Genomic DNA, 20,069 nt, shown 5'->3' on the forward strand with positions numbered 1-20,069 from the left:
TTTTATCCTACGTCGCAAATGTAATGCCTAATTTTCTAATTTAATAATTTCATTCTGAATTTTCTTCGTCAAACTTTTGAAAACCAATTCATACGAGTGATCGATCAATTCTTTGATAAAATTAGTGGGTAGATTTCCGTTGACAGCAATGGTATTCCAATGTACTTTGCTCATGTGAAACCCTGGTTTTATCTCCTCGTATTCAGCTCGTAGCTCCTGAGCCCTTTCCGGATCACACTTCAGGTTTACAGCAGGTTCGTTCTTTTCCCAATTGGATAAAGAAGATAACGCAAACATTTTTCCTCCAACTTTAAAGACTAAAGTATCTTCGTCAAAAGGGAAATGTTCACAAACTCCTTTTTTTGAAAGACAATATTCATAATAGGTTTCTAAATTCATATCAAATATTATTTACCAATTTCGCCTAAGTGTGTAAATTTAAATCCTTTTCTTAATTTAAGGCCATAGCCAAAAAAACGATCCATTGCAGAATGAGAAAACATTATTATTCCGAGCAATTGAAGTGATAAATTAGCGAAAAAAATTCCCAACAAATATAATAAAATTGCGATGCCTTGATGATGGAAAAAGTTATAAGAACAAGCGCCAGTTTTGTTACCAAAAACATATCCTAAAATCGAGATGTCCGGTCCTAAAATTAAAATTAAAAACCACCACCAATCATAGTTTAAGAGGCTAAACAAATAAATTCCGAGTATAAATAAACCTAAGGATTCTAGTTTAAGGATTCGTTTCATAGTATCTTCTTTTCCATTAATTTTTCGGGATGCTCAAGTGCTTTGAAGCCAAATTTTTGGTACAGAAAATGAGCATCTGTAGTCGCTAATCTCCAAATTTGTATTTTTTGAAGCTGAGGTTCATTCATCATCTTTTCAATCAAAATCGATGAATACCCTTTTCCACGATGTTGTTCGGTTATAAAAACATCCATTACATAGCCAAAAACCACGTAATCCGTGATCACTCTTGCAAAACCAATTTGTTGGTCGTTCAGATAAATTCCAAAACAAACAGAAGCGTCAATTGTTGTTTGAACCTCTTCGATTGTACGTCCTGCGGCCCAATAAATATCTTTCAAAAAATTTTGAATAAACGGGACATCAAGTTTAGTTTTATCTGTTGAAACGGTGATCATTTTAATTTTAGATTTTAGAGTTCAGATTTTAGATTTTTGCAGCATTGTAGAATCTACAATCTAAAATCTGCAATTTTATATAATATTGGTTTGCTCGGACTCGCATCATTTTCAAACGAAACAATCTGGAGATTTAGTATGTAATTTCCATCTTCAATTTCATCAGGAACAAAAATCATTTCAGTAATGGTAGCGTATAATCGAGCATCAGAATTTAGATGAACCGTATTTGTTACATTCCAAAAAGCTTTGTGTGCCAATAACTTACCTTCGTCATGTTCTTTGTCAACACTTGGTAGATCAATTAGCAAATGTTGAATTTTGCTTTCGCGGATGAAAACCGCAGCTTCTTCAGACAAATAGGGCGGATTGGTATGAGAATATTTTCTTGATTTTTTATCTTTTTGGTTCGGAAGTGTTCTAATGATCAAAGCCTCGATTGTCTTTCCTGCTAAAGAGGAAGCGATCGCATTTTTAACCTGAATTTTTGTAATTACCAGATCTTCTCCGATAATTTCAGGTTCAATTGTAATTAATTTTGCAATAAAGAAAAATTGCTTTAGCGATTGATTGATGCTGTAAAAATCATTTGTAATATGTCCTAAACATTCGGTGTGAGTACCATGTCCGTGCGGATTAAAAGAAATAGTATTAAAATTGGTCGAAGATTTTCCTTCAGAAACTTTCCCAATCCAATCACCAAAAACGACAGGCTCGATAACTGGTTTTTCGATGTACCAAGCAATCGGATTTTCGTCTGTATTTGTCAATGGAATCGAAATATCAATAGGTTTTGATAAGTCAATTTGAAAATTATGGATTTTTGCTATCATGATTCTAACCGCGAGGTTCGCTAAGGTTTACGCAAAGGGCGCAAAGTTTTTTAAAGATTGTTTACAATTCTTCTAATGCCGTTTTTTATTAAAGCTACATTGAAATTGATCAATAAGCCTAATTTGCAATTTGTTAATTTTAAATAGGTTAATAATTGAGCAAAATGAACTTCATTTAAATCATCAACAGATTTTATTTCCAAAATTAATTTATTTTCAACTATAATATCTAGTCGATAACCAATATCTAGTTTTATCTCTTCGTAAAGTAAAGGTAAAGCTTTCTGTTTTTCAATTTCTAGACCTAACTTTTTTAGTTCATAAAAAAGACATTCTTCATAAGCATTTTCTAGCAGCCCGGGTCCTAAGGATTGATGAACTTTTAAAGCACAATTAAATACAATTCGTGATAATTCATTTTCTGACATGAGTAATTAAAAATAAAATTAAACTCAAATCTACGTTTTAAATTTATTTAATATAAATTTATTCTTACAAATAAAAACTAGCGTTTTTTGCGTAAAACTTAGCGAACCTTGCGGTTAAACTCTCATTCCAAATTTAAGTAAAAGAGTTCACTTGCGATTCCATCTGTCAAAAATTTTCCTTTTGCAGTAGGTTTCAAAATATTATTTTCAATAAAAACCAATTCATCATCTAAGAATTTTTGAGATTGTTTCTTTAAATAATTCAAATATTCCCAACCAAATTCTTCTTCAATTCGCTGTAAAGAAACACCCCAAATGGTTCGCAATCCAGTCATAATATATTCGTTATAACGATCGGATTGCGATAGAGTTTCAGTTTCTAAGGGTAAAATACTTTCCTGAATAGATTTTAGATAAAGTGAATTGTTGGCAATATTCCAGCCCCTTTTTTTACCATCATAACTATGTGCCGAAGGGCCAATTCCGATGTATTTTTTTCCCAGCCAATAAGCAGAATTGTTTTTGGAAAAATAATTCTCCTTGCCAAAATTTGATAATTCGTAATGAATAAAATCATTTTTTTGGAGCATATCAACCAAAATCATAAAATGATTGGATGCCACTTCGTCTTGTGGTTCGGCAATTTTTCCAGTATCGATTAATTTTTTTAAAGCCGTTTTCGGTTCCACAGTCAAAGCATAACTCGAGATGTGCGGAACACCAAAACTTAGTGCTGTTTCAATATTTTGACGCCACATTTCGTCGGTTAAACCTGGAATACCATAAATTAAATCAAGCGAAATATTATCAAAATAGTGAGTGGCTTCCTGTAAACATTTTATAGCTTCCGCCGAATTGTGAGCGCGGTTCATCATTTTCAAATCATCTTCAAAAAAAGACTGAATTCCGATGCTTAAACGATTGACAGCGCTTTTAGACAACTCCAGAATTCGCTCTGTCGATAAGTCATCCGGATTGGCTTCAAGTGTAATTTCGGGATTTTCAGCAACTTGATAGTTTTCGTAAACCGTATTAATCAGAAAATTTATTTCATCAGTGTTTAAAACAGAAGGAGTTCCTCCACCGAAATAAATGGTTTCTACAACGTCATTTTCAAATTCAATTTTGCGTAGGCAAATTTCTTTGGCCAAAGCCAAAATGATCTCGTCTTTCTTTTTCATCGAAGTAGAAAAATGAAAGTCACAATAGTGGCAAGCCTGCTTGCAAAAAGGAATATGGATGTAGATACCGCTCATGTTTTTTAGTGTTCAGTATTCATTTTTTTAGTGTTCAGTTAGTACTAATATTCGATTTTAGGTAGTCAATTTTTAAATTATTTAAAGCCATTAAATGCTAAAAACGAGTTATTGGTCACTTCTTTTAGCTCCAAATTTTTCGGGATTTAAAAGCATATAATTTATTAATTTCCCTATCTCCAGACTTTCACCAAGAAGTTCCTGATATAAAGTATTGGATATGTAATTACAAGCAAAGGCGAATTCTAACCAAACTTGTGTTTCGGAATTTTCTCCATCAGAATCAGTTAATTTGCTATAAAAATGTTTTGGATAAATTCTTTTTCTATATGCTTCAGCTATCGTTACGGGTACACTTCTTGATGAGCGTCTAATTTGATCTGTTAAAGAATAAGTTTCTTCTTTTGGAAATGATTTTGTAATCTCGAATATTTTCATCGCTAAAGAAAATGATTTTTTGTATGCTAATAAATCTTGAAATCTCATTGTGTTTTTTATATCATAACGGAAAACGTGCCATAAAATTTGAAAAACTTAAAACGGAACGTTTTACTAAAGGACTGATTACTAAAAAACTGACCACTGACTACTATTTCTTAACTCGTTCCTCATTTTGTTTCACAAAAGCATCCCAACCCGTATAACTTTTATCACCTATTACTTTTCCAGAATTAAAAAAATGGCAAACAGCCGCAGCCAAACCATCGGTTGAATCTAGATTTTTAGGCAATTCTTTCAGTCCTAAAAGCTGTTGTAACATTTTGGCAACTTGTTCTTTACTGGCATTTCCGTTTCCGGTGATGGCCATTTTTATCTTTTTGGGTTCGTATTCCGTAATCGGAATATCTCTCGAAAGTCCCGCTGCCATTGCAACGCCTTGTGCTCGACCCAATTTCAACATCGATTGCACGTTTTTACCAAAGAAAGGAGCTTCGATCGCAATTTCGTCAGGATGATGCGTCTCAATTAATTCAATGGTACGTTCAAAAATTATTTTTAGCTTTTGATAATGATTGTCGTATTTAGAAAGTTGCAATTCGTTCAATTGCAAGAATTCCATTTTTTTATTGATGACTTTTATCAATCCAAAACCCATGATGGTCGTTCCCGGGTCAATACCTAATATGATGCGTTCTTTTGTCAAGTGATTTTTTATTTCAGGTTTGAAGTTTCAAGTTTCTTGAAAAGCAAAAATTCATTGCTAATTTTCAAATGCCCACATTTTCAAATTGATTACTTTTGCGGCATGATTTCAATTCCTCACAAAGCTAAACAATTCCTCGTTCTTCTAGTCAAACTTTTGATTGTAGGTGGTGCATTTTATTTTATTTACGATCAGTTGGTTCATAATGATAAGCTCGATTGGCAGAAATTCATCACCGTATTTCGTAAAAATCAATCCGTTTTAGGGATTGCATTTATTTTACTGTTAAGTGTTTTGAATCGCTATTTTGAGATTCTAAAGTGGCAAAATTTAGCCAAAGTAATTCACGAAATTTCGCTCGGAGAAGCGACAAAACAAGTTTTAGCAGCACTTACGGCTGGAATTTTCACACCAAATGGAGTAGGAGAGTATGCAGGAAAAGCATTGTACTATCCTAAATCAGAGGTCAAAAAAGTGGTATTTCTCAACTTGATTTGCAATGGAATTCAGATGATTTTGACGGTAATTTTTGGTCTTTTCGGATTGTTGTATTTTAATTCAAAATATGAAGTCATTACGGCAAAAACGGTTGGAATTTTATTCGCAATTTTTGTTTTCTTTTTTGTGATTTTATTCTTTTTTAAGAAAATTACCATCAAAGGATATTCTATCGAAAAATTGCTTCATAAAATCAATGAGATTCCGAAACCCATTCATCAAAAAAATATTTTTTTAGGTATTTTGCGTTACCTTGTTTTCTCTCATCAGTATTATTTTTTATTTCTGGCTTTTGATGTACAACTGCCTTATTTTACTTTGATTGCTACGATTGCAGTAGTTTATTTTTTAGCTTCTTCATTGCCTACTTTTCAGTTTTTAGATTTTGCTGTAAAGGGAAGCGTGGCTATTTATTTCTTCGGAATTTTGCATGTAAACGAATGGATTGTGGCGTTTATCAGTACACTAATGTGGTTTTTGAATGTCGTATTACCAGTAATTTTAGGAAGTTATTATGTATTGAATTTTAAAACAAAAAAGGCAATATGATTTTTGCTTTATTTGTCATATTAGCCATTTATTTGATCAGTATTAAAGTGCTTATTTATGGCTTTTTGAAGGTAAAAAAGCATGAAAAAACAGATTTAAAACCACGAACAAATTTTACCATTATAGTTCCGTTTCGTAATGAAACTGAGAATTTGCCCAAACTTCTTGAAAGTTTAAATACCCTGAATTACCCACATGATTTGTTCGAATTGATTTTGGTTGATGACGGCTCAAAAGAAAAATTTCAAGTTCCAAGTTCTAAATTCCGGGTTACTATTATAGAAAGCATTCGGGTTTCTAATTCTCCAAAAAAGGATGCTATTACCACTGCCATTCAACATGTAAAAACCCAATGGGTGATTACAACCGATGCTGATTGTTTGGTTGGCAAAAATTGGCTTTTGGTTTTTGATAATTATATTCAGGAACATCAGGTTTCGATGTTGGCGGGAGCAGTTTCTTACGAATGTGAAAACTCTTTTTTACATCATTTTCAGCAATTAGATTTCACGAGTTTGCAGGGTGCTACCATTGGAAGTTTTGGTATTCAGAAAGTATTTATGTGCAATGGAGCCAATTTTGCTTATACTAAATCCTTATTCGAAAAGCTAAATGGTTTTGAAGGAAATAATAAAATTGCCAGCGGCGATGATGTGTTTTTATTGCAAAAAGCGGTAAACAAATTTTCTGATGAGGTACATTATTTAAAATCTGAGCAAGCAATTGTGATTACAAAACCCAGCGAAAATTGGAAGTCATTGTTTAATCAGCGTGTGCGTTGGGCAGCTAAAACAAGTTCTTATCAAAGTAATTTCGGAAAATTTTTAGGAATAACTGTTTTCTTGGCCAACCTCAGTTTTGTAATTGGGTTTTTCTTTTTATTGCTCGGAATCTGGCTTTGGCCATTTTTTATTTTGTTTGCCTTTTTAAAATTTATAGTTGATTTCGTTTTACTTTACATCACCAATCAATTTTTAACAAAAACAGGTGTAAAAAGTCTGTTATTGAGCAGTTTATTCTATCCTTTTTTCAGTTCAGGCGTTGCTTTTTACAGTTTGTTTGGATCTTACGAATGGAAAGAAAGACGTTTTGAAAAATAATGTTTTAATATAGTCTAAAATTATTATTATTATTCTTTCGCTTTTAGAATTACAGGTAAAATAAATTGTGTTTTGACCGGAATCCCGCGTTTGATAGCAGGATTTACTTTTGGAAAATCAACCAAACGAGCGTGTAAAATACTATCAATTTTTATCGTGTCATATGCCACAGAATCCTTAGAAAATTGGGGTTCAAATTTCATCGTCGCATCCGGAAATACAGTTACTTTTACCTGTATTGTGTCTAGCTCGGGATATAAAATGGATAAAGAATCAATGTCTAGTTTTTCTTGAATAAGCTGCGCCATAATTTCAAAAAAACATTCTCTGCGTTTTTGTTTATTACCGATTTTTTCGCAATCTACTACCGATGGATATTCATCGACTTCTTTCCAGTTAATGGATTTTAATTCTTTTTGAAGTAATTCTTTTTCAGAAGGAACCTGCTTCTCAAAATATTGACAAGAATTAAACAGTAAAAAGGCTAAAAAAAGAGAAAAATGCTTCAAGATTCTGACGTTGTATTGGACTAATTTATGGTATAAAAATACGATTATTTTTTTTGGGATTGTTTGTATTGCAAATAATCTTCGTAGCTTTTTGCGAGCCAGCGTTCTTTGTTTTCTTCGACTACTTGCTTTTGTCCCGGATATAAGATTCCCAAACGATCGTAATACATTGAAATTTGTACCGTATAAGTATAGAAATCAGTCTTTGTCAATACATTCTTTGTGTCATTTCTCTTGAGAAAATAATTCAGAAAAAGTTCTTCAAAATCTTTCATAGAAAAATCCATGACCTTTTCTTTATTTACTTTATAAATGCTATCTTGGAGAAGTTTATCGTCTGCTGATAATTGTTTGGCTTGACCGTACGTAATATTACAAACCGCAATAACCATTGCCAGCGAGAGAAAAATAAAAAACAGCTTGATCCTTTGCATATCTCGACATTGTGGGTGATTTGTAAGGACAAATTTACAAAAAAATAGTTATGGATTTACTTTTATTAATACTAGGTTTGATCTGCGTCATTGTTGGAATTTTGGGTAGCTTTCTACCCGTTTTACCGGGATTATCCTCTTGTTGGATAGGTTTATTGTTGCTGTATTTAACAGATGCCGTAAAAAATAATTATTGGGTTTTGGGCATCACCTTTGTAATTATGATAGTCATTACGATTCTTGATTATGTTATCCCGGCACAAGGCACAAAGCGTTTTGGAGGTAGTTCTTATGGCGTTTGGGGTACAAATATTGGTTTGATAATCGGAATTATTGCTCCGATACCTTTTGGAGTTATCATTGGTCCGTTTGTGGGGGCTTTAGTCGGCGAATTAATTTTTGATGCTAAAGATCATCGTCGTGCGCTAAAAGCAGCAACCGGTTCTTTGTTGGGCTTTTTAGCTTCTGGATTTGTCAATTTTTTGTTCTGTATCGTTTTTTTAGGTGTTTTTCTTACCATTGTGTGGCAAAACAGAATCCTATTATTTTAAATGTATATCACACTTTTAAGCTTTTTCTTATTTTTCTTATTTTATACAAAAAATGTTAAATTTTTTTTTCCTTCCATTTGATTTTAAAAGGGTTATGTTTGTTGGTTTGCGCTAATTTTAGAACAAATTAATGTTAAAATTCAGTGTAAAATATTTAACTATTTTTTTGGGATTGTTAATTTATTTTATATTTTTATACGGATAATCGTCAAAAAACCCCGTTTTGTCGATTATTTAGAATAATTTTAAAATAACCAAAAACAATAAAATTATGACTCCCAACCTACAAATTGAACTTAGACGTTTTATTTCTTCTAATGTTGTATCAAAATTGAATAAATTTTATTTTGAAAATGATGCTTTACTCATCAAAGCTATCGATGTTTCAATTGGAACTATTTTGATGGGTATGTATAATAAGATTGACGAAGCTACTTTTTTTGATGAAATAATAGAAAAAGTCGATAATTCCAGATTTTATTCAGAGGTTGATTTTGAAGCCGGCAGAATTTTATCAGTCGATGATTGTTATGCAATGGAAGGGAATCCAATTTTAAAACAAACTTTTACCAACAAAAAAGGAAGAATTTCCGAAATGATTTCAAACGAAGTCGGCATTAAAAGCGAAACAGCACGTGAAGTACTTAATTTTTCTGCCTTATTGGTAACTTCTTATCTCAAAAACAATCTTCAATTATTATCTAGTTTAAAATTACTTTTAGAAGATCAAAAAAGAGATATTCTCAACAGTATTCCTCCTGGTATCAAAATTATACTTGGATTTTCTTGTTACGAATCAGTTGAAGAAAAAAATCAAGCCAATTTAGGAAGATCGCTTTTTACTCTTTTTGGACATAATTTCTTTTAGTTTTTCGATTTTCATAGCAATAAAAAATCCCGCTTTACAAAGTAAAACAGGATTCCTATGTCGAATTTCAAACGGTATTAAACGTTTTTCAAATTGATAATTTCTTGCTCTGTTAAGAATCTCCAATTGCCTCTCGGTAAGTTCTTTTTGGTCAAACCAGCAAATGATACACGGTCGATACGCAGAACATCATAATCAAAATGTTCAAAGATAGCACGAACAACTTTTACGTTTGATGAACGCAATTTAAGACCTACTTCGCTCTTAGCTTCACCATCAATATAGCTTACTTCTTCAACAAATACGCGGTGTCCGTCAAGAACCAAACCTTTGCTGATTTTTTCTAAATCCTCAAATTTTAAGTTTTTATCTAACGAAACCTGATAAATTTTTGAAGATTTTTGACTCGGTAAAGTAAATTTACGAATCATATCCGTATCGTTTGTAAACAACAACAATCCAGTAGTGTTTTTATCCATTCTGCCAATCGGAGCAATTTTTGAAGTCGTAGAACCACGAACTAGTTCTAAAACATTACGAAACTCCTGACCTTCATCAAGCGCTGTGGTAAAGTTTTTAGGTTTGTTCAACAAGATGTATTCTTTCTTTTCCGGAGTCAAAATAGCACCATCAAAATTAATAACATCGGTAAGTTTTACTAAATAACCCATTTCAGTAACTGGAACGCCATTTACTTTTACGTTTCCTGACTGAATGTATATATCGGCATCACGACGCGAGCAAACTCCTGAATTTGAGATGAATTTGTTCAAACGAATCTCGTCTGCAGCTTTTTGTCTTTTTGGAGCCTGATTCTGTTTTTTAAGTTTTTGTGCCGCTTCCTCTTCTGCTGCTTTCACAGCTGGCTTCACTTTTTTCGGCCCTTGAGCACGCTTTTGCATGGCAGGTTTTGGCTTGTTAGAGTTTGATCTAGAGCTATTTGGCCTAGAGCTACCTCCCTTATTATTGCCTTCCTTCTTGTTCATAAATTCTGTAATTTGTGCAAAGATAGTTTATTCTTCCCAAATAATCTTAAGTTCATTGTTCTTAGATTAATAGGTGTAAATTTTAGTTTTTTTAGAAGCACAACATTAGGCTTTCTTTCAGGCAATTGTCCCGCTTTTTGTTCCAATCTTTTGTGGCGAACCCCGCCACAAAAGGATTTTCTCGCCAATCGGGGCTAGAAAACACATTTGGCCTTTCATTAAACATTTTCAAAAAAAGGAAAAACTGCATAAAACTGCCAGAGAAATTCCCAGATAACATCAAAAAGAAATTAGAATTTGCACAAGATTTTATTTTAACAGCAAATTCTTGCCATGCCACAACACACTCGGATTAATTAGAACAATGCAAAAAACACCCGAAACAATTAAGAATTTCAAGACGTTATGAAGTACTAAGTATTGCTTCTTAGAGTTTGATTTCCATAGATATAACAAGAAAAAAATCATTACAGTAAAACAAATATAAAAGTAGAGATCCATAAAACCCACATCATAAATGTTAATCAAAACATATACAGGAAAGGTCGTAAGAATCGTCAAGAAAGTAATCATTTGTTTAGAAGCGGCCTCACCATATAAAATCGGTATCGTTTTGTAATTATTTACTAAATCGCCTTTTAGATTCTCTAAATCTTTTATCATTTCGCGAATCAACAATAAAAGAAATAAGAAAACAGCATGTGCAGAAATCACCGCAAAATGACTTCTGTGATTTTCGATTTCTTCAAACGAAATTTTATTGTAAAAATATAGCAGAATGGCAAAAAAAGGAACAACCGCAAGCAAAGAAGCGGTCAAATTGCCTATAATAACATGTTTTTTTATTTTATGCGAGTAAAACCATATCAGGAAAATATAAGCAGAAAAGAATAAAAAAGCACGCCAAGAAACAATCAGTGCCATGAGAGCCGCGATAAAATTTAAGGTAAAATAAACCGAAAGTTTTGTTTTTTGGCTCACCAATCTGTCCAACATCGACTTATTGGGCCTGTTGATTAAGTCCTTCTGGCTGTCGTAAAAATTATTGATAATATAACCCGAAGCAATCGTAATTGCTGATGCAAAGACAATCAAAAATAAATTAAAATCCAGTAAAATATCCAATGCTCTTTTTTCTGGAGCCAGTATAAAAATAGCAGATAAATACTGTGCCAGTACAATAATCGGAATGTTGTAGCCTCTTACCACAGAGAACAAACTAACAATTTTCATTACTAAAAGTTTGTGCTGTCTGCTTAACATTTTTTGATCGTGATTATAATTAGTAGGCCGAAATTTAAAGGTTATTTATTTTAAAATGTATCAAAAGCATTTTTTTTAACATGACTTTACAATCAGATCATAATTCCTAAATATGGTTCAAACTTTTTTCCATAGAATCATATAGAACCTGAGAATATTAAAAAAACAATAAATAATTAGGATTGTTTTCCCAGACTTTCACTTAAATGTTAATTGTTGTCCAATTATTTTTTCAATAAAAAATAAAATAACGAGAGAAACGCAAAAAAAAGATTTTCTTAATGCTTTTTAGAACTGGTAAACGACTTCTAATTTGTAGTCTTTCAACGATATTTTAGCACGTTCTAAATCTTCTGTAAAACCAAGTATGTAACCACCACCGCCAGAACCGCAAAGTTTTAGGTAATAATCGTTGGTATCGATTCCGTTTTGCCAAATTCCGTGAAATTGCTCAGGGATCATCGGTTTAAAATTATTCAGAACTACTTTTGAAAGTTTTTTGGTATTGGTAAATAGTGACTTCATGTCGCCATGTAAAAAGTTCTCTACGCAAGCATCAGTATATTTTACAAACTGGTTTTTAAGCATCGCACGGAAACCTTTGTCTTTCAGGTTTTCCATAAAAATGTTGACCATCGGAGCTGTTTCGCCTACAATTCCGGAATCTAATAAAAACACAGCGCCTTTTCCGTCAAAACTCTGAGTCGGAATACCAGTTGCTTCAATATTGTCTTTAGAATTAATTAAAATTGGAATGCTTAAATAGCTGTTTAAAGGATCTAAACCAGAACTTTTTCCGTGGAAAAAACTCTCCATTTGAGAGAAAATATTTTTTAGTTGTAATAGTTTTTCACGAGTTAAATTCTCTAAAACGGTGATTTTGTCAACAGCATATTTGTCGTAAATAGCCGCAACCAATGCGCCACTACTGCCAACTCCATATCCTTGTGGAATACTCGAGTCAAAATACATCCCGGTTTCAACATCGTTTTTTAAAGTCAATAAATCAAAAGCAACCAAATCAGATTGTTCAGATTGTAGCTTTTCAAGGTAGATTGCAAATCTTTTTAAACTTGCATTGGATGCAATAGCTTCTACAGAAGGATTTTCGTCTTTCTTCAAGGCACCATTATAAAAATTATAAGGAATAGAAAGTCCTTTTGAGTCACGGATGATTCCGTATTCTCCAAAAAGTAATATTTTTGAGTAAAATAATGGTCCTTTCATATATTTATTTAATGTCTTTCTTTATATTATTTGGGTCTTGTCGTGTGTCAAAAATGGTTAATATTTCAACTCTTTTATCATTAAATCTATAAAATAATGTTGTTTGTTTCGTAATAACACATTTATGTATTTTTTTACTGTTTTCAGATTTGGGAAATGCATCAGGATTCTCTCTTATAATTTTGACACAATAATATAATTTTTGTGCAAATTTTCGTCGAACACTATCAGACCATTTACTTTCTATATATTCTAAAAGATTTTTAATTTTGGTTTTAGCATCGTCTGAAATTATAATTTCTCTCATTATTTAATTTCAGATGTATTTTTTAATGAAAGATTCAAAATCAGAGTATTCTCCATTTTCAATCTGTTTTTCTGCTAATCGAATCTCTTCTTTTTGAAATTCATTTAAATCATCCCACCAATCTTTTTTTTCTTTTTTAAAAATCTTCTGAATAGACTTAATTATCGCTGGATCTTCCGTTTCAGCTAACATCTTTATCAACTCGAGTTTTTCTAATTGAATGTCCATAACCTAAATTTTTATTAAAGATACGTAAAATTACAATGCAATAGCACCATCTCCAATTTCGTCACAAATGTACTGACCATTCTGGCAAAATGCAACTAATTCGGCCTGAATAAATTGCAGTACTTTTTCTTTAGCGTTTTTAGGATACAAAACATGCACATTTGCGCCCGCATCAAGTGTAAAACAAACCGGAATTTGTGTTTCTTTTCTAAATTTCCAAATACCATTGATGATCTGCAATGTGTTTGGTTTCATCAAAATAAAATAGGGCATAGAAGTCATCATCATTGCGTGCAATGTCAAGGCTTCACTTTCAACTACTTTTATAAATGCGTCTAAATCTCCGTTTTCAAAAATACCAATAAGCTGATCCAGATTTTCATGTGCCTGCGCAAAACGTCTTTCGGCATAAGGATGATCGTGCATCAAATCGTGACCAACGGTGCTTGAAACTTGTTTCTCGCCTTTATCAACCAACAAAATGGTATCTTGATAATTCTTGAAATTTTCGTGAATTGTATACGGAAATTCAACTCCAAACAAATCCGAACTGTCTTTTATATTCTCTTGATTTCCCCAAACGACAACATTTCCTCTGATGCTTCGGCATGCGCTTCCGGAACCTAAACGAGCTAGAAAAGAGGCTTTTTTATAAAAATATTCATCAGTCATTTCTGGGTTTAAAACTTTTTCCAGACTCATAAAGTTCATTGCCAAAGCTGCCATTCCGGATGCAGAAGAAGCAATGCCCGAACTGTGCGGAAAGGTGTTTTGAGTATCAATCGTAAAATGATACTCTTTTAAAAAAGGCAAATAAACTTCGACTCTTTCTAAGAATTTTTGAATTTTGGGTTTAAAATCTTCTTTTGGTTTTCCTTCAAAAAGTAAATCAAAAGAAAAAACCTTTTGATTTGATCTTTTTTCAAAAGCCAATTTGGTAATCGTTTTGCAATTATTTAGTGTAAAACTCACCGAAGGATTGGCCGGAATCTGGTCGTTTTTTTTCCCCCAATATTTTACTAATGCAATGTTGCTTGGAGCGCTCCATTCGAAGTTTCCGCTCTCGATTGAGCCCGTATATTTTTTTGGAATAAAATCTGTCGTTGTAAACATTCAATAAAAATTTAGACAAAGATACTTTTTTTGGTTTATACCTTTTACACTTTTTACAGGTTGTAAAAATGTTTATCTTTATGACTCAAAAAGATAAAAAATGAACAAAATAATTCGAATCATAATAGGCGTAATCCTTTGCTTGGCAGTTGGATATTCGTCTTCACAAGTTACAAGAGCTGGGGTTGAAACATGGTATCCAACGATCGTGAAACCCAGTTTTAACCCGCCCAACTGGATTTTTGCTCCCGTCTGGACCTTACTTTTTGTTTTAATGGGAATTGCTGCGGGACTGGTTTGGGATAGAATAAAAGAACAAAACGAAGCCGTAAAAAAAGCTTTAGGTTTCTTTCTAATTCAGTTGGTTCTAAATGCTATTTGGTCGTATTTGTTCTTCGGATTAAAAAATCCAATGTTGGCTTTGATCGAAATTGTACTTTTGTGGTTAATGATTTATGAAACCTATTTAAAATTCATCAAAATCAATAAAATAGCTGGTTATTTGCTTGTTCCGTATTTGGCTTGGGTGAGTTTTGCAATGATTTTGAATGCAAGTATTTGGTGGCTAAACAGATAGATTTTTTCAGGTTTAATTTTTTTCAGTCGTTTGCAGTTTTTTGAATTGCTCGTTTTTGGCATATAAAAAATCCATTGTAGACAGGATATTGCTATTTTCTAAAAGTTTTTTAGACTTTGGGTCGGCATCACAGAATTCGATAAATAAATCTTTTTCTTCGGTATTGATTTTTAAATCTTTAGAGAAAAAATCTGGTGGACAGGTTTTTGCGATGAGTTTCTTAAAGTCAAATTCATTTTCATTTTTTTTGGGCTTTTTTCGCTGGCCAATGGGTATTGATAAGGACATTCCGTTTGGAATGGTTCCGTCTTTATAACCCGGAATAAACCGAGTCAGATTCGCGGCTCTTTTATCTATATCGATCTGATTAATTGCCGATTGATCGAATTTTACAGGCTCAAATTTTATAGTAGTAATGACAACTTCATCCAATTCTTCGGGTTTTAAAACCATATTTACGACAAGATTATCAGCGATAATGTTTTCTTGAGTGAGTTGAAGTCTTTTAAAAAAATAATCTTTAGAGAAAAAGATCAAACTATCTTTTGGACGTACCAAGATCGAAAATTCTCCCAAATCATTTGTCCTTGTGCTGGTTTTAGCCGTTTTATTAATAACCTCTACTTTGTTGAGTTTTAGGATCCCAGAAATAACTTTTCCGTGGAGTAATTTTTCTGTCTGCGATAATCCAACTTGATAGGTAAATAAAGAAATTGTAGTAAGTAGTTTTACTTTCATAATAAGGTAATTAATTGAAAGTAAAATTATTAGAATTGTCTTAATGAAAACTTATCAAACCTGTAAATTCTTGTTAATTTGATATTACTATTTTAAGTGATAAAGTTTTTATTAAGCTCTGAATTTTAATAAAATAAGTTCTTAGAATTCTAAATATTATCCGCCACAATAAAGCCACTTGTCCAGGCATTTTGGAAATTGAAACCTCCCGTTATGGCGTCAATATTTACAATTTCTCCAGCAAAATAAAGATTTTTATGCAATTTACTTTCCATGGTTTTAAAATTGATTTCTTTTAAATCTATTCCACCAGCCGTAACAAATTCTTCTTTAAAAGTACTTTTTCCGTTGACTTGAAACTGTGCTTTGGTGAGTTGTGAAGCTAAATTTTGCAATTGATTTTTAGATAAATCGGCCCATTTGGTTTCAGATTCAATTCCTGCTGCTACAACTAAACTTTCCCACAAACGATTTGGGAATTCGAAAGGTGATTTTTTAGAAACAGCTTTTTTGGCATGTTCCTGTTTTAAATCTTTTAGGATTTTTTCGGCATCCTTGGTATCGACATCGTTTAGCCAATTCACAAAAATGGTAAACTGATAATTTTTATCGTGCAAAACGCGTGCTCCCCAAGCCGAAAGCTTTAAAATAGCTGGACCGCTCATTCCCCAATGGGTGATTAGCAATGGTCCTGTAGATTCGAGTTTGGTGTCTTTTACATTCACCGTAACTTGTGCTGCAACGCCCGGCAATTCTTTAATACGGGAATCTTTGATATTAAACGTAAATAGGGAAGGAACGGGATTTACAATCGCATGCCCTTGTGTTTGCAGCATTTCCCAGATTTTAGGATTGCTTCCCGTGGCCAAAACTAATTTTTCTGTGGCATAATTGGTATCCTGAGTATCAATTTTCCAATGATTTTCGGCTTTAAAAATCGATTGAACACTTTGTCCCGTTAATACTTTTATGCCTAATTTATGGGTTGCTTCGATAAAACAATCGATAATAGTTTGAGAAGAATTAGAAACGGGAAACATTCTGCCATCATCTTCAATTTTGAGTGCAACGCCATGTTTTTCAAACCATTCGATAGTATCACCAGAACAGAATTGATGAAAAGGTCCGCGTAGTTCTTTTTCGCCACGTGGATAAAATTTGACTAATTCGTTGGGTTCAAAACAAGCGTGTGTTACGTTGCATCTTCCGCCACCAGAAATGCGAACTTTAGAAAGCACTTCTTTTCCTCTTTCTAAAATGGCAATTTTTAGTTTTGAATTTTTCTCAGCAATATTAATCGCCGTAAAAAAACCTGCGGCGCCTCCGCCTACAATGATGATATCGAAATTTTTTATCATGTTATTTTTTAGAACAGATTTTACAATTTTAAAAGACTAAAAAATCTCTATTAATCTGTGAAATCTAAAGCTATTTTTTTTATTATATTTTATCTGGAAAATCAGAAATTATTCCGTCTACGTTGTAGCTTTTTATTTTTCGAATTTCTTCTTCCGTGTTTACTGTCCAAGGTAAAACCAGAAATCCTTTGTCTTGCATTTTTTTGACATTCTCTGAATTTAGTAATAGATAATCCGGATGAATTGCTTTTGCCTGGATGTTTTCGGCGAAAGCCAAAGCCAAATCCAGATCGTCTTCGGTTAAGACGCCAATTTGTATTTTTGAATTTAAATCATGTACTTTCTGAAGCGCATTCCAATCAAAACTTGAGACAATAAAATGCTCGTAATTCCAATTTTTTTCTACAATATAGTCTTCGATTAAAGTGACAATTTTTTCTGAAGTTTCAAAATTCTTTAATTCGATATTGATCAGGCATTTTTTATTGACCAAATCAAACACTTCTCTTAAAGTCGGAATTTCATATTGACCGTCAATCAAAAATGATTTCAATTCAGACAAAGATAATGCATTCACAAGACCTTTTCCGTTGGTCATTCTGTCTATGGTTTCATCGTGAATGACAATAATTTGCCCGTCTGCGCTCAAGTGAACATCAAGTTCGATGCCGTCAGCATTCAAATCTAAAGCTTTCTGAAAGGCTTTTAAGGTGTTTTCGGGTTCGTAACCTTTGGCACCGCGATGGGCAATTTTTAAAAATGTATTCATTTTTTAATGATCTTTAAAATACAAAGGTACAAAGGCGCAAAGAAAGAAAACGAATGTTTCTTAACTTTACAGCCTTAAAAAAATAATAGCCACAGATTAAAGTATTAAAAAGATTTTTGAAAATCTGTGTTACTATCTTTAATCTGTGGCAAACTCTATTGAGAATACACACTGCTGTGCGTTTCTACGGGGATTATGGGTTTTTATTCCAATTCTAAAACTAAAGCCGATTTTGACTCTAACTTAATTTCAGAGGCAATATCAAATGTTTTTCCGGTTAGAGCATCCTTTCCAGATTTGAAGTTTTTACAATTTTCTTTAAAACGATTGGTTTTGATCGTTTGTTCTGTCGAATTGTTATTAAAAACAACCATTACCGTTTTTGCATCAGTATATCTAAAATAAACATAGATATTGTTTTCTGGAATATAATGCGTCATTTTTCCGAAATGAACTGCTTCATTGGTTTTTCTCCAGTTGAATAATTTGGCCGTAAAATCGAAATATTGGGACTGTTCTGCGGTTCTCCCTTCTTTGGTAAAAGCATTGTTTTTGTCGCCATTCCATCCGCCGGGAAAATCTTGACGAATGCCTGCATCTCCTTTACTTTTATCACCGCCCATACCAATTTCTGAGCCGTAATACACCTGTGGAATTCCACGAACTGTCGCCAGTAAAGTCATGACCAATTTGTATTTTGTAAAATCATATTTATATACATCGTTGATGCGGTTTGTATCGTGATTTTCGGCAAAAACCAAAATATTGTTCGGATTTGGATATAAATAATCTAAGGTAAAATTGTTGTAAAATTTAATCATTCCGTTATCCCAGGTAGCATTATCCTCATTAAATGCAGAACCAATCTGATCCTGTAAAGTAAAATCCATGACGCTTGGTAAATTCGAATTGTAGTTTTCTATAGCACCAATTTTACTGTCTTTTTGCCAGTAGGCCAAATTGGCCTGATTGTGCATCCAGATTTCTCCAACAATATTAAAATTTGGATATTCATTTGTAATTGATTTTGCCCAATTTGCCATCGCATTAGCATCAGAATAATTATAAGTATCTACTCTAAAACCATCTAAATCTGCGTATTCAATCCACCAAATAGCGTTTTGAGTTAAGTATTTTGCCACAAAAGGATTTCTTAAATTCAGATCGGGCATAGAAGGAACAAACCATCCATCCACACAAACTTCCTGATCTAATTTTGAGGCGTGAATATCGGTAAGAACTTCACGTCTGTGATGCGTTTGGGTATAATTTTCGAATTGATTGATCCACGATTTTGTTGGCAAATCTTTGATCATCCAGTGGGTAATTCCCCAGTGATTGGTCACATAATCCATTACCAGTTTTAGGTCTTTTTTATGCATTTCTGCCGATAAACGTACGTAGTCTTCATTGGTTCCGTAGCGAGAATCGATTTTGTAGACATCAGATTGTCCGTAGGTGTGGTACGAGTATTCTTTGTCATTGTCTTCGCATAACGGAGTACTCCAGATAGTGGTTGCTCCCAAAGAAGCAATATAATCTAGGTTTTTGATCATCCCTTCGATGTCTCCGCCGTGACGACCGCCTGGCAATGCGCGATTACCTTTTTCTGCCAAAGAAGCATCGCTGTCATTTTTAGGATTTCCATTGGCAAACCGATCCGGCATGATTAAGTAGATTACATCTGATGCATCGTAACTTTTTCTTTCGGCCGAGTTTGTTTTTCTTTCTTTAAGGGAATATTTTTGAGTAAAAGCGACTTTGTTTTTGCTTTTGAAAGAGAAAACCATTTCAGATGCTTTTAAGTTTTGCGTATCAATCGTTACGAAAAGGTAATTTGGATTTTCTGTTTTTTCTACATTTTTAATAATCACATTATTAGAAACCGAAGCTTCGTATTGGGCAATGTTTTTTCCGTAGAACATGATTTGCAGTTCAGGATTTTTCATTCCTGCGTACCAAAATGGCGGTTCTACTTTTTGTATTTGCGCTTTCGCTGAAGCGGAAAACAAAAGTATCAGTAAAATTAATTTATTGAAAAAATGGTTTGTTTGAAGTCTCATAATTTATAGTTTTAGTTTCCTGTAAGGTTTCCAAAATCTTATAGGTATAGATTGTGTAGATTATAAAACCTACAAGGTTTTGGAAACCTTGCAGGTTACTATATCAGTTAAAAA

The 20,069-nt window shown here is 32.9% G+C and carries 25 protein-coding genes; 5 read left to right on the plus strand and 20 right to left on the minus strand.

What is annotated here, in order from left to right; translation table 11 throughout:
• Nucleotides 1-27: 27 nt before the first annotated feature.
• From LNP22_RS06705 to ruvC, 8 genes are all read right to left on the minus strand, one after another.
• Complete coding sequence (locus LNP22_RS06705) at nt 28-399, minus strand: MmcQ/YjbR family DNA-binding protein (RefSeq protein ID WP_229975873.1); 372 nt, start codon at nt 397-399, stop codon at nt 28-30.
• Nucleotides 400-407: 8 nt separating this feature from the next.
• Nucleotides 408-758: a DUF4260 domain-containing protein gene (locus LNP22_RS06710; protein WP_229975874.1), complete on the minus strand. Its 351-nt coding sequence runs from the start codon at nt 756-758 to the stop codon at nt 408-410.
• Entirely contained in the window at nt 755-1,156 is a 402-nt protein-coding gene (locus LNP22_RS06715) for a GNAT family N-acetyltransferase (protein ID WP_210667498.1), read from the minus strand. Before LNP22_RS06715 ends, LNP22_RS06710 begins: the two co-directional genes overlap by 4 nt.
• 53 nt (nt 1,157-1,209) lie before the next feature.
• Nucleotides 1,210-1,989, minus strand: a complete 780-nt coding sequence (locus tag LNP22_RS06720; RefSeq protein ID WP_229975875.1) for a cyclase family protein — start codon at nt 1,987-1,989, stop codon at nt 1,210-1,212.
• A 50-nt stretch (nt 1,990-2,039) separates the two neighbouring features.
• Nucleotides 2,040-2,417 carry a GxxExxY protein gene (locus LNP22_RS06725; protein ID WP_229975876.1) on the minus strand — a complete coding sequence of 126 codons (378 nt, stop codon included), beginning with the start codon at nt 2,415-2,417 and terminating at the stop codon, nt 2,040-2,042.
• Between the two features lie 122 nt (nt 2,418-2,539).
• Nucleotides 2,540-3,673: a radical SAM family heme chaperone HemW gene (gene hemW, locus LNP22_RS06730; protein WP_229975877.1), complete on the minus strand. Its 1,134-nt coding sequence runs from the start codon at nt 3,671-3,673 to the stop codon at nt 2,540-2,542.
• 108 nt (nt 3,674-3,781) lie between these two features.
• A complete protein-coding gene (locus LNP22_RS06735; RefSeq protein ID WP_229975878.1) occupies nt 3,782-4,159 on the minus strand; it encodes a four helix bundle protein in 378 nt (125 codons plus the stop codon).
• 103 nt (nt 4,160-4,262) lie between these two features.
• Complete coding sequence (gene ruvC / locus LNP22_RS06740; protein ID WP_229975879.1) at nt 4,263-4,817, minus strand: crossover junction endodeoxyribonuclease RuvC; 555 nt, start codon at nt 4,815-4,817, stop codon at nt 4,263-4,265.
• 102 nt (nt 4,818-4,919) lie between these two features.
• Between ruvC and LNP22_RS06745 the strand changes: the two genes are divergently transcribed.
• Together LNP22_RS06745 and LNP22_RS06750 are read left to right on the plus strand one after the other, a co-directional pair.
• Nucleotides 4,920-5,864 carry a lysylphosphatidylglycerol synthase domain-containing protein gene (locus LNP22_RS06745; protein WP_229975880.1) on the plus strand — a complete coding sequence of 315 codons (945 nt, stop codon included), beginning with the start codon at nt 4,920-4,922 and terminating at the stop codon, nt 5,862-5,864.
• Entirely contained in the window at nt 5,861-6,964 is a 1,104-nt protein-coding gene (locus LNP22_RS06750; RefSeq protein ID WP_229975881.1) for a glycosyltransferase family 2 protein, read from the plus strand. The genes LNP22_RS06745 and LNP22_RS06750 overlap by 4 nt, the downstream gene beginning before the upstream one ends.
• A 29-nt stretch (nt 6,965-6,993) precedes the next feature.
• Here LNP22_RS06750 and LNP22_RS06755 read toward each other — a convergent pair whose 3' ends face one another.
• On the minus strand, nt 6,994-7,473 hold the full coding sequence (locus LNP22_RS06755; protein WP_229975882.1) for a hypothetical protein: 480 nt from the start codon (nt 7,471-7,473) through the stop codon (nt 6,994-6,996).
• A 44-nt stretch (nt 7,474-7,517) separates the two neighbouring features.
• Entirely contained in the window at nt 7,518-7,907 is a 390-nt protein-coding gene (locus tag LNP22_RS06760) for a hypothetical protein (protein WP_229975883.1), read from the minus strand.
• Between the two features lie 50 nt (nt 7,908-7,957).
• On the opposite strand from LNP22_RS06760, the gene LNP22_RS06765 reads away from it, so the two are divergent.
• Complete coding sequence (locus tag LNP22_RS06765; protein WP_229975884.1) at nt 7,958-8,458, plus strand: DUF456 domain-containing protein; 501 nt, start codon at nt 7,958-7,960, stop codon at nt 8,456-8,458.
• A 271-nt stretch (nt 8,459-8,729) separates the two neighbouring features.
• Entirely contained in the window at nt 8,730-9,326 is a 597-nt protein-coding gene (locus tag LNP22_RS06770; protein ID WP_229975885.1) for a DUF937 domain-containing protein, read from the plus strand.
• Nucleotides 9,327-9,403: 77 nt separating this feature from the next.
• On the opposite strand, the gene LNP22_RS06775 is transcribed toward LNP22_RS06770, so the two are convergent.
• From LNP22_RS06775 to LNP22_RS06800, 6 genes are all read right to left on the minus strand, one after another.
• Complete coding sequence (locus LNP22_RS06775) at nt 9,404-10,312, minus strand: pseudouridine synthase (protein ID WP_229975886.1); 909 nt, start codon at nt 10,310-10,312, stop codon at nt 9,404-9,406.
• Nucleotides 10,313-10,621: 309 nt separating this feature from the next.
• Nucleotides 10,622-11,575, minus strand: coding sequence for a geranylgeranylglycerol-phosphate geranylgeranyltransferase (locus LNP22_RS06780; protein ID WP_229975887.1), 954 nt, complete (start codon nt 11,573-11,575; stop codon nt 10,622-10,624).
• Nucleotides 11,576-11,863: 288 nt separating this feature from the next.
• Nucleotides 11,864-12,802, minus strand: coding sequence for a mevalonate kinase family protein (locus LNP22_RS06785; RefSeq protein ID WP_229975888.1), 939 nt, complete (start codon nt 12,800-12,802; stop codon nt 11,864-11,866).
• Between the two features lie 4 nt (nt 12,803-12,806).
• Complete coding sequence (locus LNP22_RS06790; RefSeq protein WP_229975889.1) at nt 12,807-13,109, minus strand: type II toxin-antitoxin system RelE/ParE family toxin; 303 nt, start codon at nt 13,107-13,109, stop codon at nt 12,807-12,809.
• A 9-nt stretch (nt 13,110-13,118) separates the two neighbouring features.
• Nucleotides 13,119-13,337, minus strand: a complete 219-nt coding sequence (locus LNP22_RS06795) for a hypothetical protein (RefSeq protein ID WP_229975890.1) — start codon at nt 13,335-13,337, stop codon at nt 13,119-13,121.
• 30 nt (nt 13,338-13,367) lie between these two features.
• The gene (locus LNP22_RS06800; protein ID WP_229975891.1) at nt 13,368-14,450 is read right to left on the minus strand and encodes a diphosphomevalonate decarboxylase; all 1,083 of its coding nucleotides are present in this window, start codon (nt 14,448-14,450) and stop codon (nt 13,368-13,370) included.
• 100 nt (nt 14,451-14,550) lie between these two features.
• Here LNP22_RS06800 and LNP22_RS06805 point away from each other — a divergent pair, with 100 nt between their 5' ends.
• Nucleotides 14,551-15,027: a TspO/MBR family protein gene (locus LNP22_RS06805; protein WP_229975892.1), complete on the plus strand. Its 477-nt coding sequence runs from the start codon at nt 14,551-14,553 to the stop codon at nt 15,025-15,027.
• A 12-nt stretch (nt 15,028-15,039) separates the two neighbouring features.
• On the opposite strand, the gene LNP22_RS06810 is transcribed toward LNP22_RS06805, so the two are convergent.
• From LNP22_RS06810 to LNP22_RS06825, 4 genes are all read right to left on the minus strand, one after another.
• On the minus strand, nt 15,040-15,765 hold the full coding sequence (locus tag LNP22_RS06810) for a hypothetical protein (protein WP_229975893.1): 726 nt from the start codon (nt 15,763-15,765) through the stop codon (nt 15,040-15,042).
• 149 nt (nt 15,766-15,914) lie between these two features.
• On the minus strand, nt 15,915-17,123 hold the full coding sequence (locus tag LNP22_RS06815; RefSeq protein WP_229975894.1) for a BaiN/RdsA family NAD(P)/FAD-dependent oxidoreductase: 1,209 nt from the start codon (nt 17,121-17,123) through the stop codon (nt 15,915-15,917).
• 82 nt (nt 17,124-17,205) lie between these two features.
• Nucleotides 17,206-17,892: a glycerophosphodiester phosphodiesterase gene (locus tag LNP22_RS06820; RefSeq protein WP_229975895.1), complete on the minus strand. Its 687-nt coding sequence runs from the start codon at nt 17,890-17,892 to the stop codon at nt 17,206-17,208.
• Nucleotides 17,893-18,095: 203 nt separating this feature from the next.
• Nucleotides 18,096-19,955 carry a glycoside hydrolase family 13 protein gene (locus LNP22_RS06825; protein WP_229975896.1) on the minus strand — a complete coding sequence of 620 codons (1,860 nt, stop codon included), beginning with the start codon at nt 19,953-19,955 and terminating at the stop codon, nt 18,096-18,098.
• Between the last annotated feature and the right edge of the window lie 114 nt (nt 19,956-20,069).

This window comes from Flavobacterium flavipigmentatum, from assembly GCF_020911905.1.
Classification (GTDB): domain Bacteria; phylum Bacteroidota; class Bacteroidia; order Flavobacteriales; family Flavobacteriaceae; genus Flavobacterium; species Flavobacterium flavipigmentatum.

Bases quoted from the DNA above. Each gene is read 5' to 3' on its own strand.
- LNP22_RS06800 (WP_229975891.1), bottom strand. From the start codon at position 14,450: ATGTTTACAACGACAGATTTTATTCCAAAAAAATATACGGGCTCAATC.
- LNP22_RS06765 (WP_229975884.1), top strand. From the start codon at position 7,958: ATGGATTTACTTTTATTAATACTAGGTTTGATCTGCGTCATTGTTGGA.
- LNP22_RS06810 (WP_229975893.1), bottom strand. From the start codon at position 15,765: ATGAAAGTAAAACTACTTACTACAATTTCTTTATTTACCTATCAAGTT.
- LNP22_RS06715 (WP_210667498.1), bottom strand. From the start codon at position 1,156: ATGATCACCGTTTCAACAGATAAAACTAAACTTGATGTCCCGTTTATT.
- LNP22_RS06735 (WP_229975878.1), bottom strand. From the start codon at position 4,159: ATGAGATTTCAAGATTTATTAGCATACAAAAAATCATTTTCTTTAGCG.
- LNP22_RS06815 (WP_229975894.1), bottom strand. From the start codon at position 17,123: ATGATAAAAAATTTCGATATCATCATTGTAGGCGGAGGCGCCGCAGGT.
- LNP22_RS06720 (WP_229975875.1), bottom strand. From the start codon at position 1,989: ATGATAGCAAAAATCCATAATTTTCAAATTGACTTATCAAAACCTATT.
- LNP22_RS06725 (WP_229975876.1), bottom strand. From the start codon at position 2,417: ATGTCAGAAAATGAATTATCACGAATTGTATTTAATTGTGCTTTAAAA.
- LNP22_RS06780 (WP_229975887.1), bottom strand. From the start codon at position 11,575: ATGTTAAGCAGACAGCACAAACTTTTAGTAATGAAAATTGTTAGTTTG.
- LNP22_RS06785 (WP_229975888.1), bottom strand. From the start codon at position 12,802: ATGAAAGGACCATTATTTTACTCAAAAATATTACTTTTTGGAGAATAC.
- LNP22_RS06760 (WP_229975883.1), bottom strand. From the start codon at position 7,907: ATGCAAAGGATCAAGCTGTTTTTTATTTTTCTCTCGCTGGCAATGGTT.
- LNP22_RS06805 (WP_229975892.1), top strand. From the start codon at position 14,551: ATGAACAAAATAATTCGAATCATAATAGGCGTAATCCTTTGCTTGGCA.
- LNP22_RS06775 (WP_229975886.1), bottom strand. From the start codon at position 10,312: ATGAACAAGAAGGAAGGCAATAATAAGGGAGGTAGCTCTAGGCCAAAT.
- LNP22_RS06795 (WP_229975890.1), bottom strand. From the start codon at position 13,337: ATGGACATTCAATTAGAAAAACTCGAGTTGATAAAGATGTTAGCTGAA.
- LNP22_RS06710 (WP_229975874.1), bottom strand. From the start codon at position 758: ATGAAACGAATCCTTAAACTAGAATCCTTAGGTTTATTTATACTCGGA.
- LNP22_RS06790 (WP_229975889.1), bottom strand. From the start codon at position 13,109: ATGAGAGAAATTATAATTTCAGACGATGCTAAAACCAAAATTAAAAAT.
- LNP22_RS06820 (WP_229975895.1), bottom strand. From the start codon at position 17,892: ATGAATACATTTTTAAAAATTGCCCATCGCGGTGCCAAAGGTTACGAA.
- LNP22_RS06705 (WP_229975873.1), bottom strand. From the start codon at position 399: ATGAATTTAGAAACCTATTATGAATATTGTCTTTCAAAAAAAGGAGTT.
- LNP22_RS06745 (WP_229975880.1), top strand. From the start codon at position 4,920: ATGATTTCAATTCCTCACAAAGCTAAACAATTCCTCGTTCTTCTAGTC.
- LNP22_RS06825 (WP_229975896.1), bottom strand. From the start codon at position 19,955: ATGAGACTTCAAACAAACCATTTTTTCAATAAATTAATTTTACTGATA.
- hemW (WP_229975877.1), bottom strand. From the start codon at position 3,673: ATGAGCGGTATCTACATCCATATTCCTTTTTGCAAGCAGGCTTGCCAC.
- LNP22_RS06750 (WP_229975881.1), top strand. From the start codon at position 5,861: ATGATTTTTGCTTTATTTGTCATATTAGCCATTTATTTGATCAGTATT.
- LNP22_RS06770 (WP_229975885.1), top strand. From the start codon at position 8,730: ATGACTCCCAACCTACAAATTGAACTTAGACGTTTTATTTCTTCTAAT.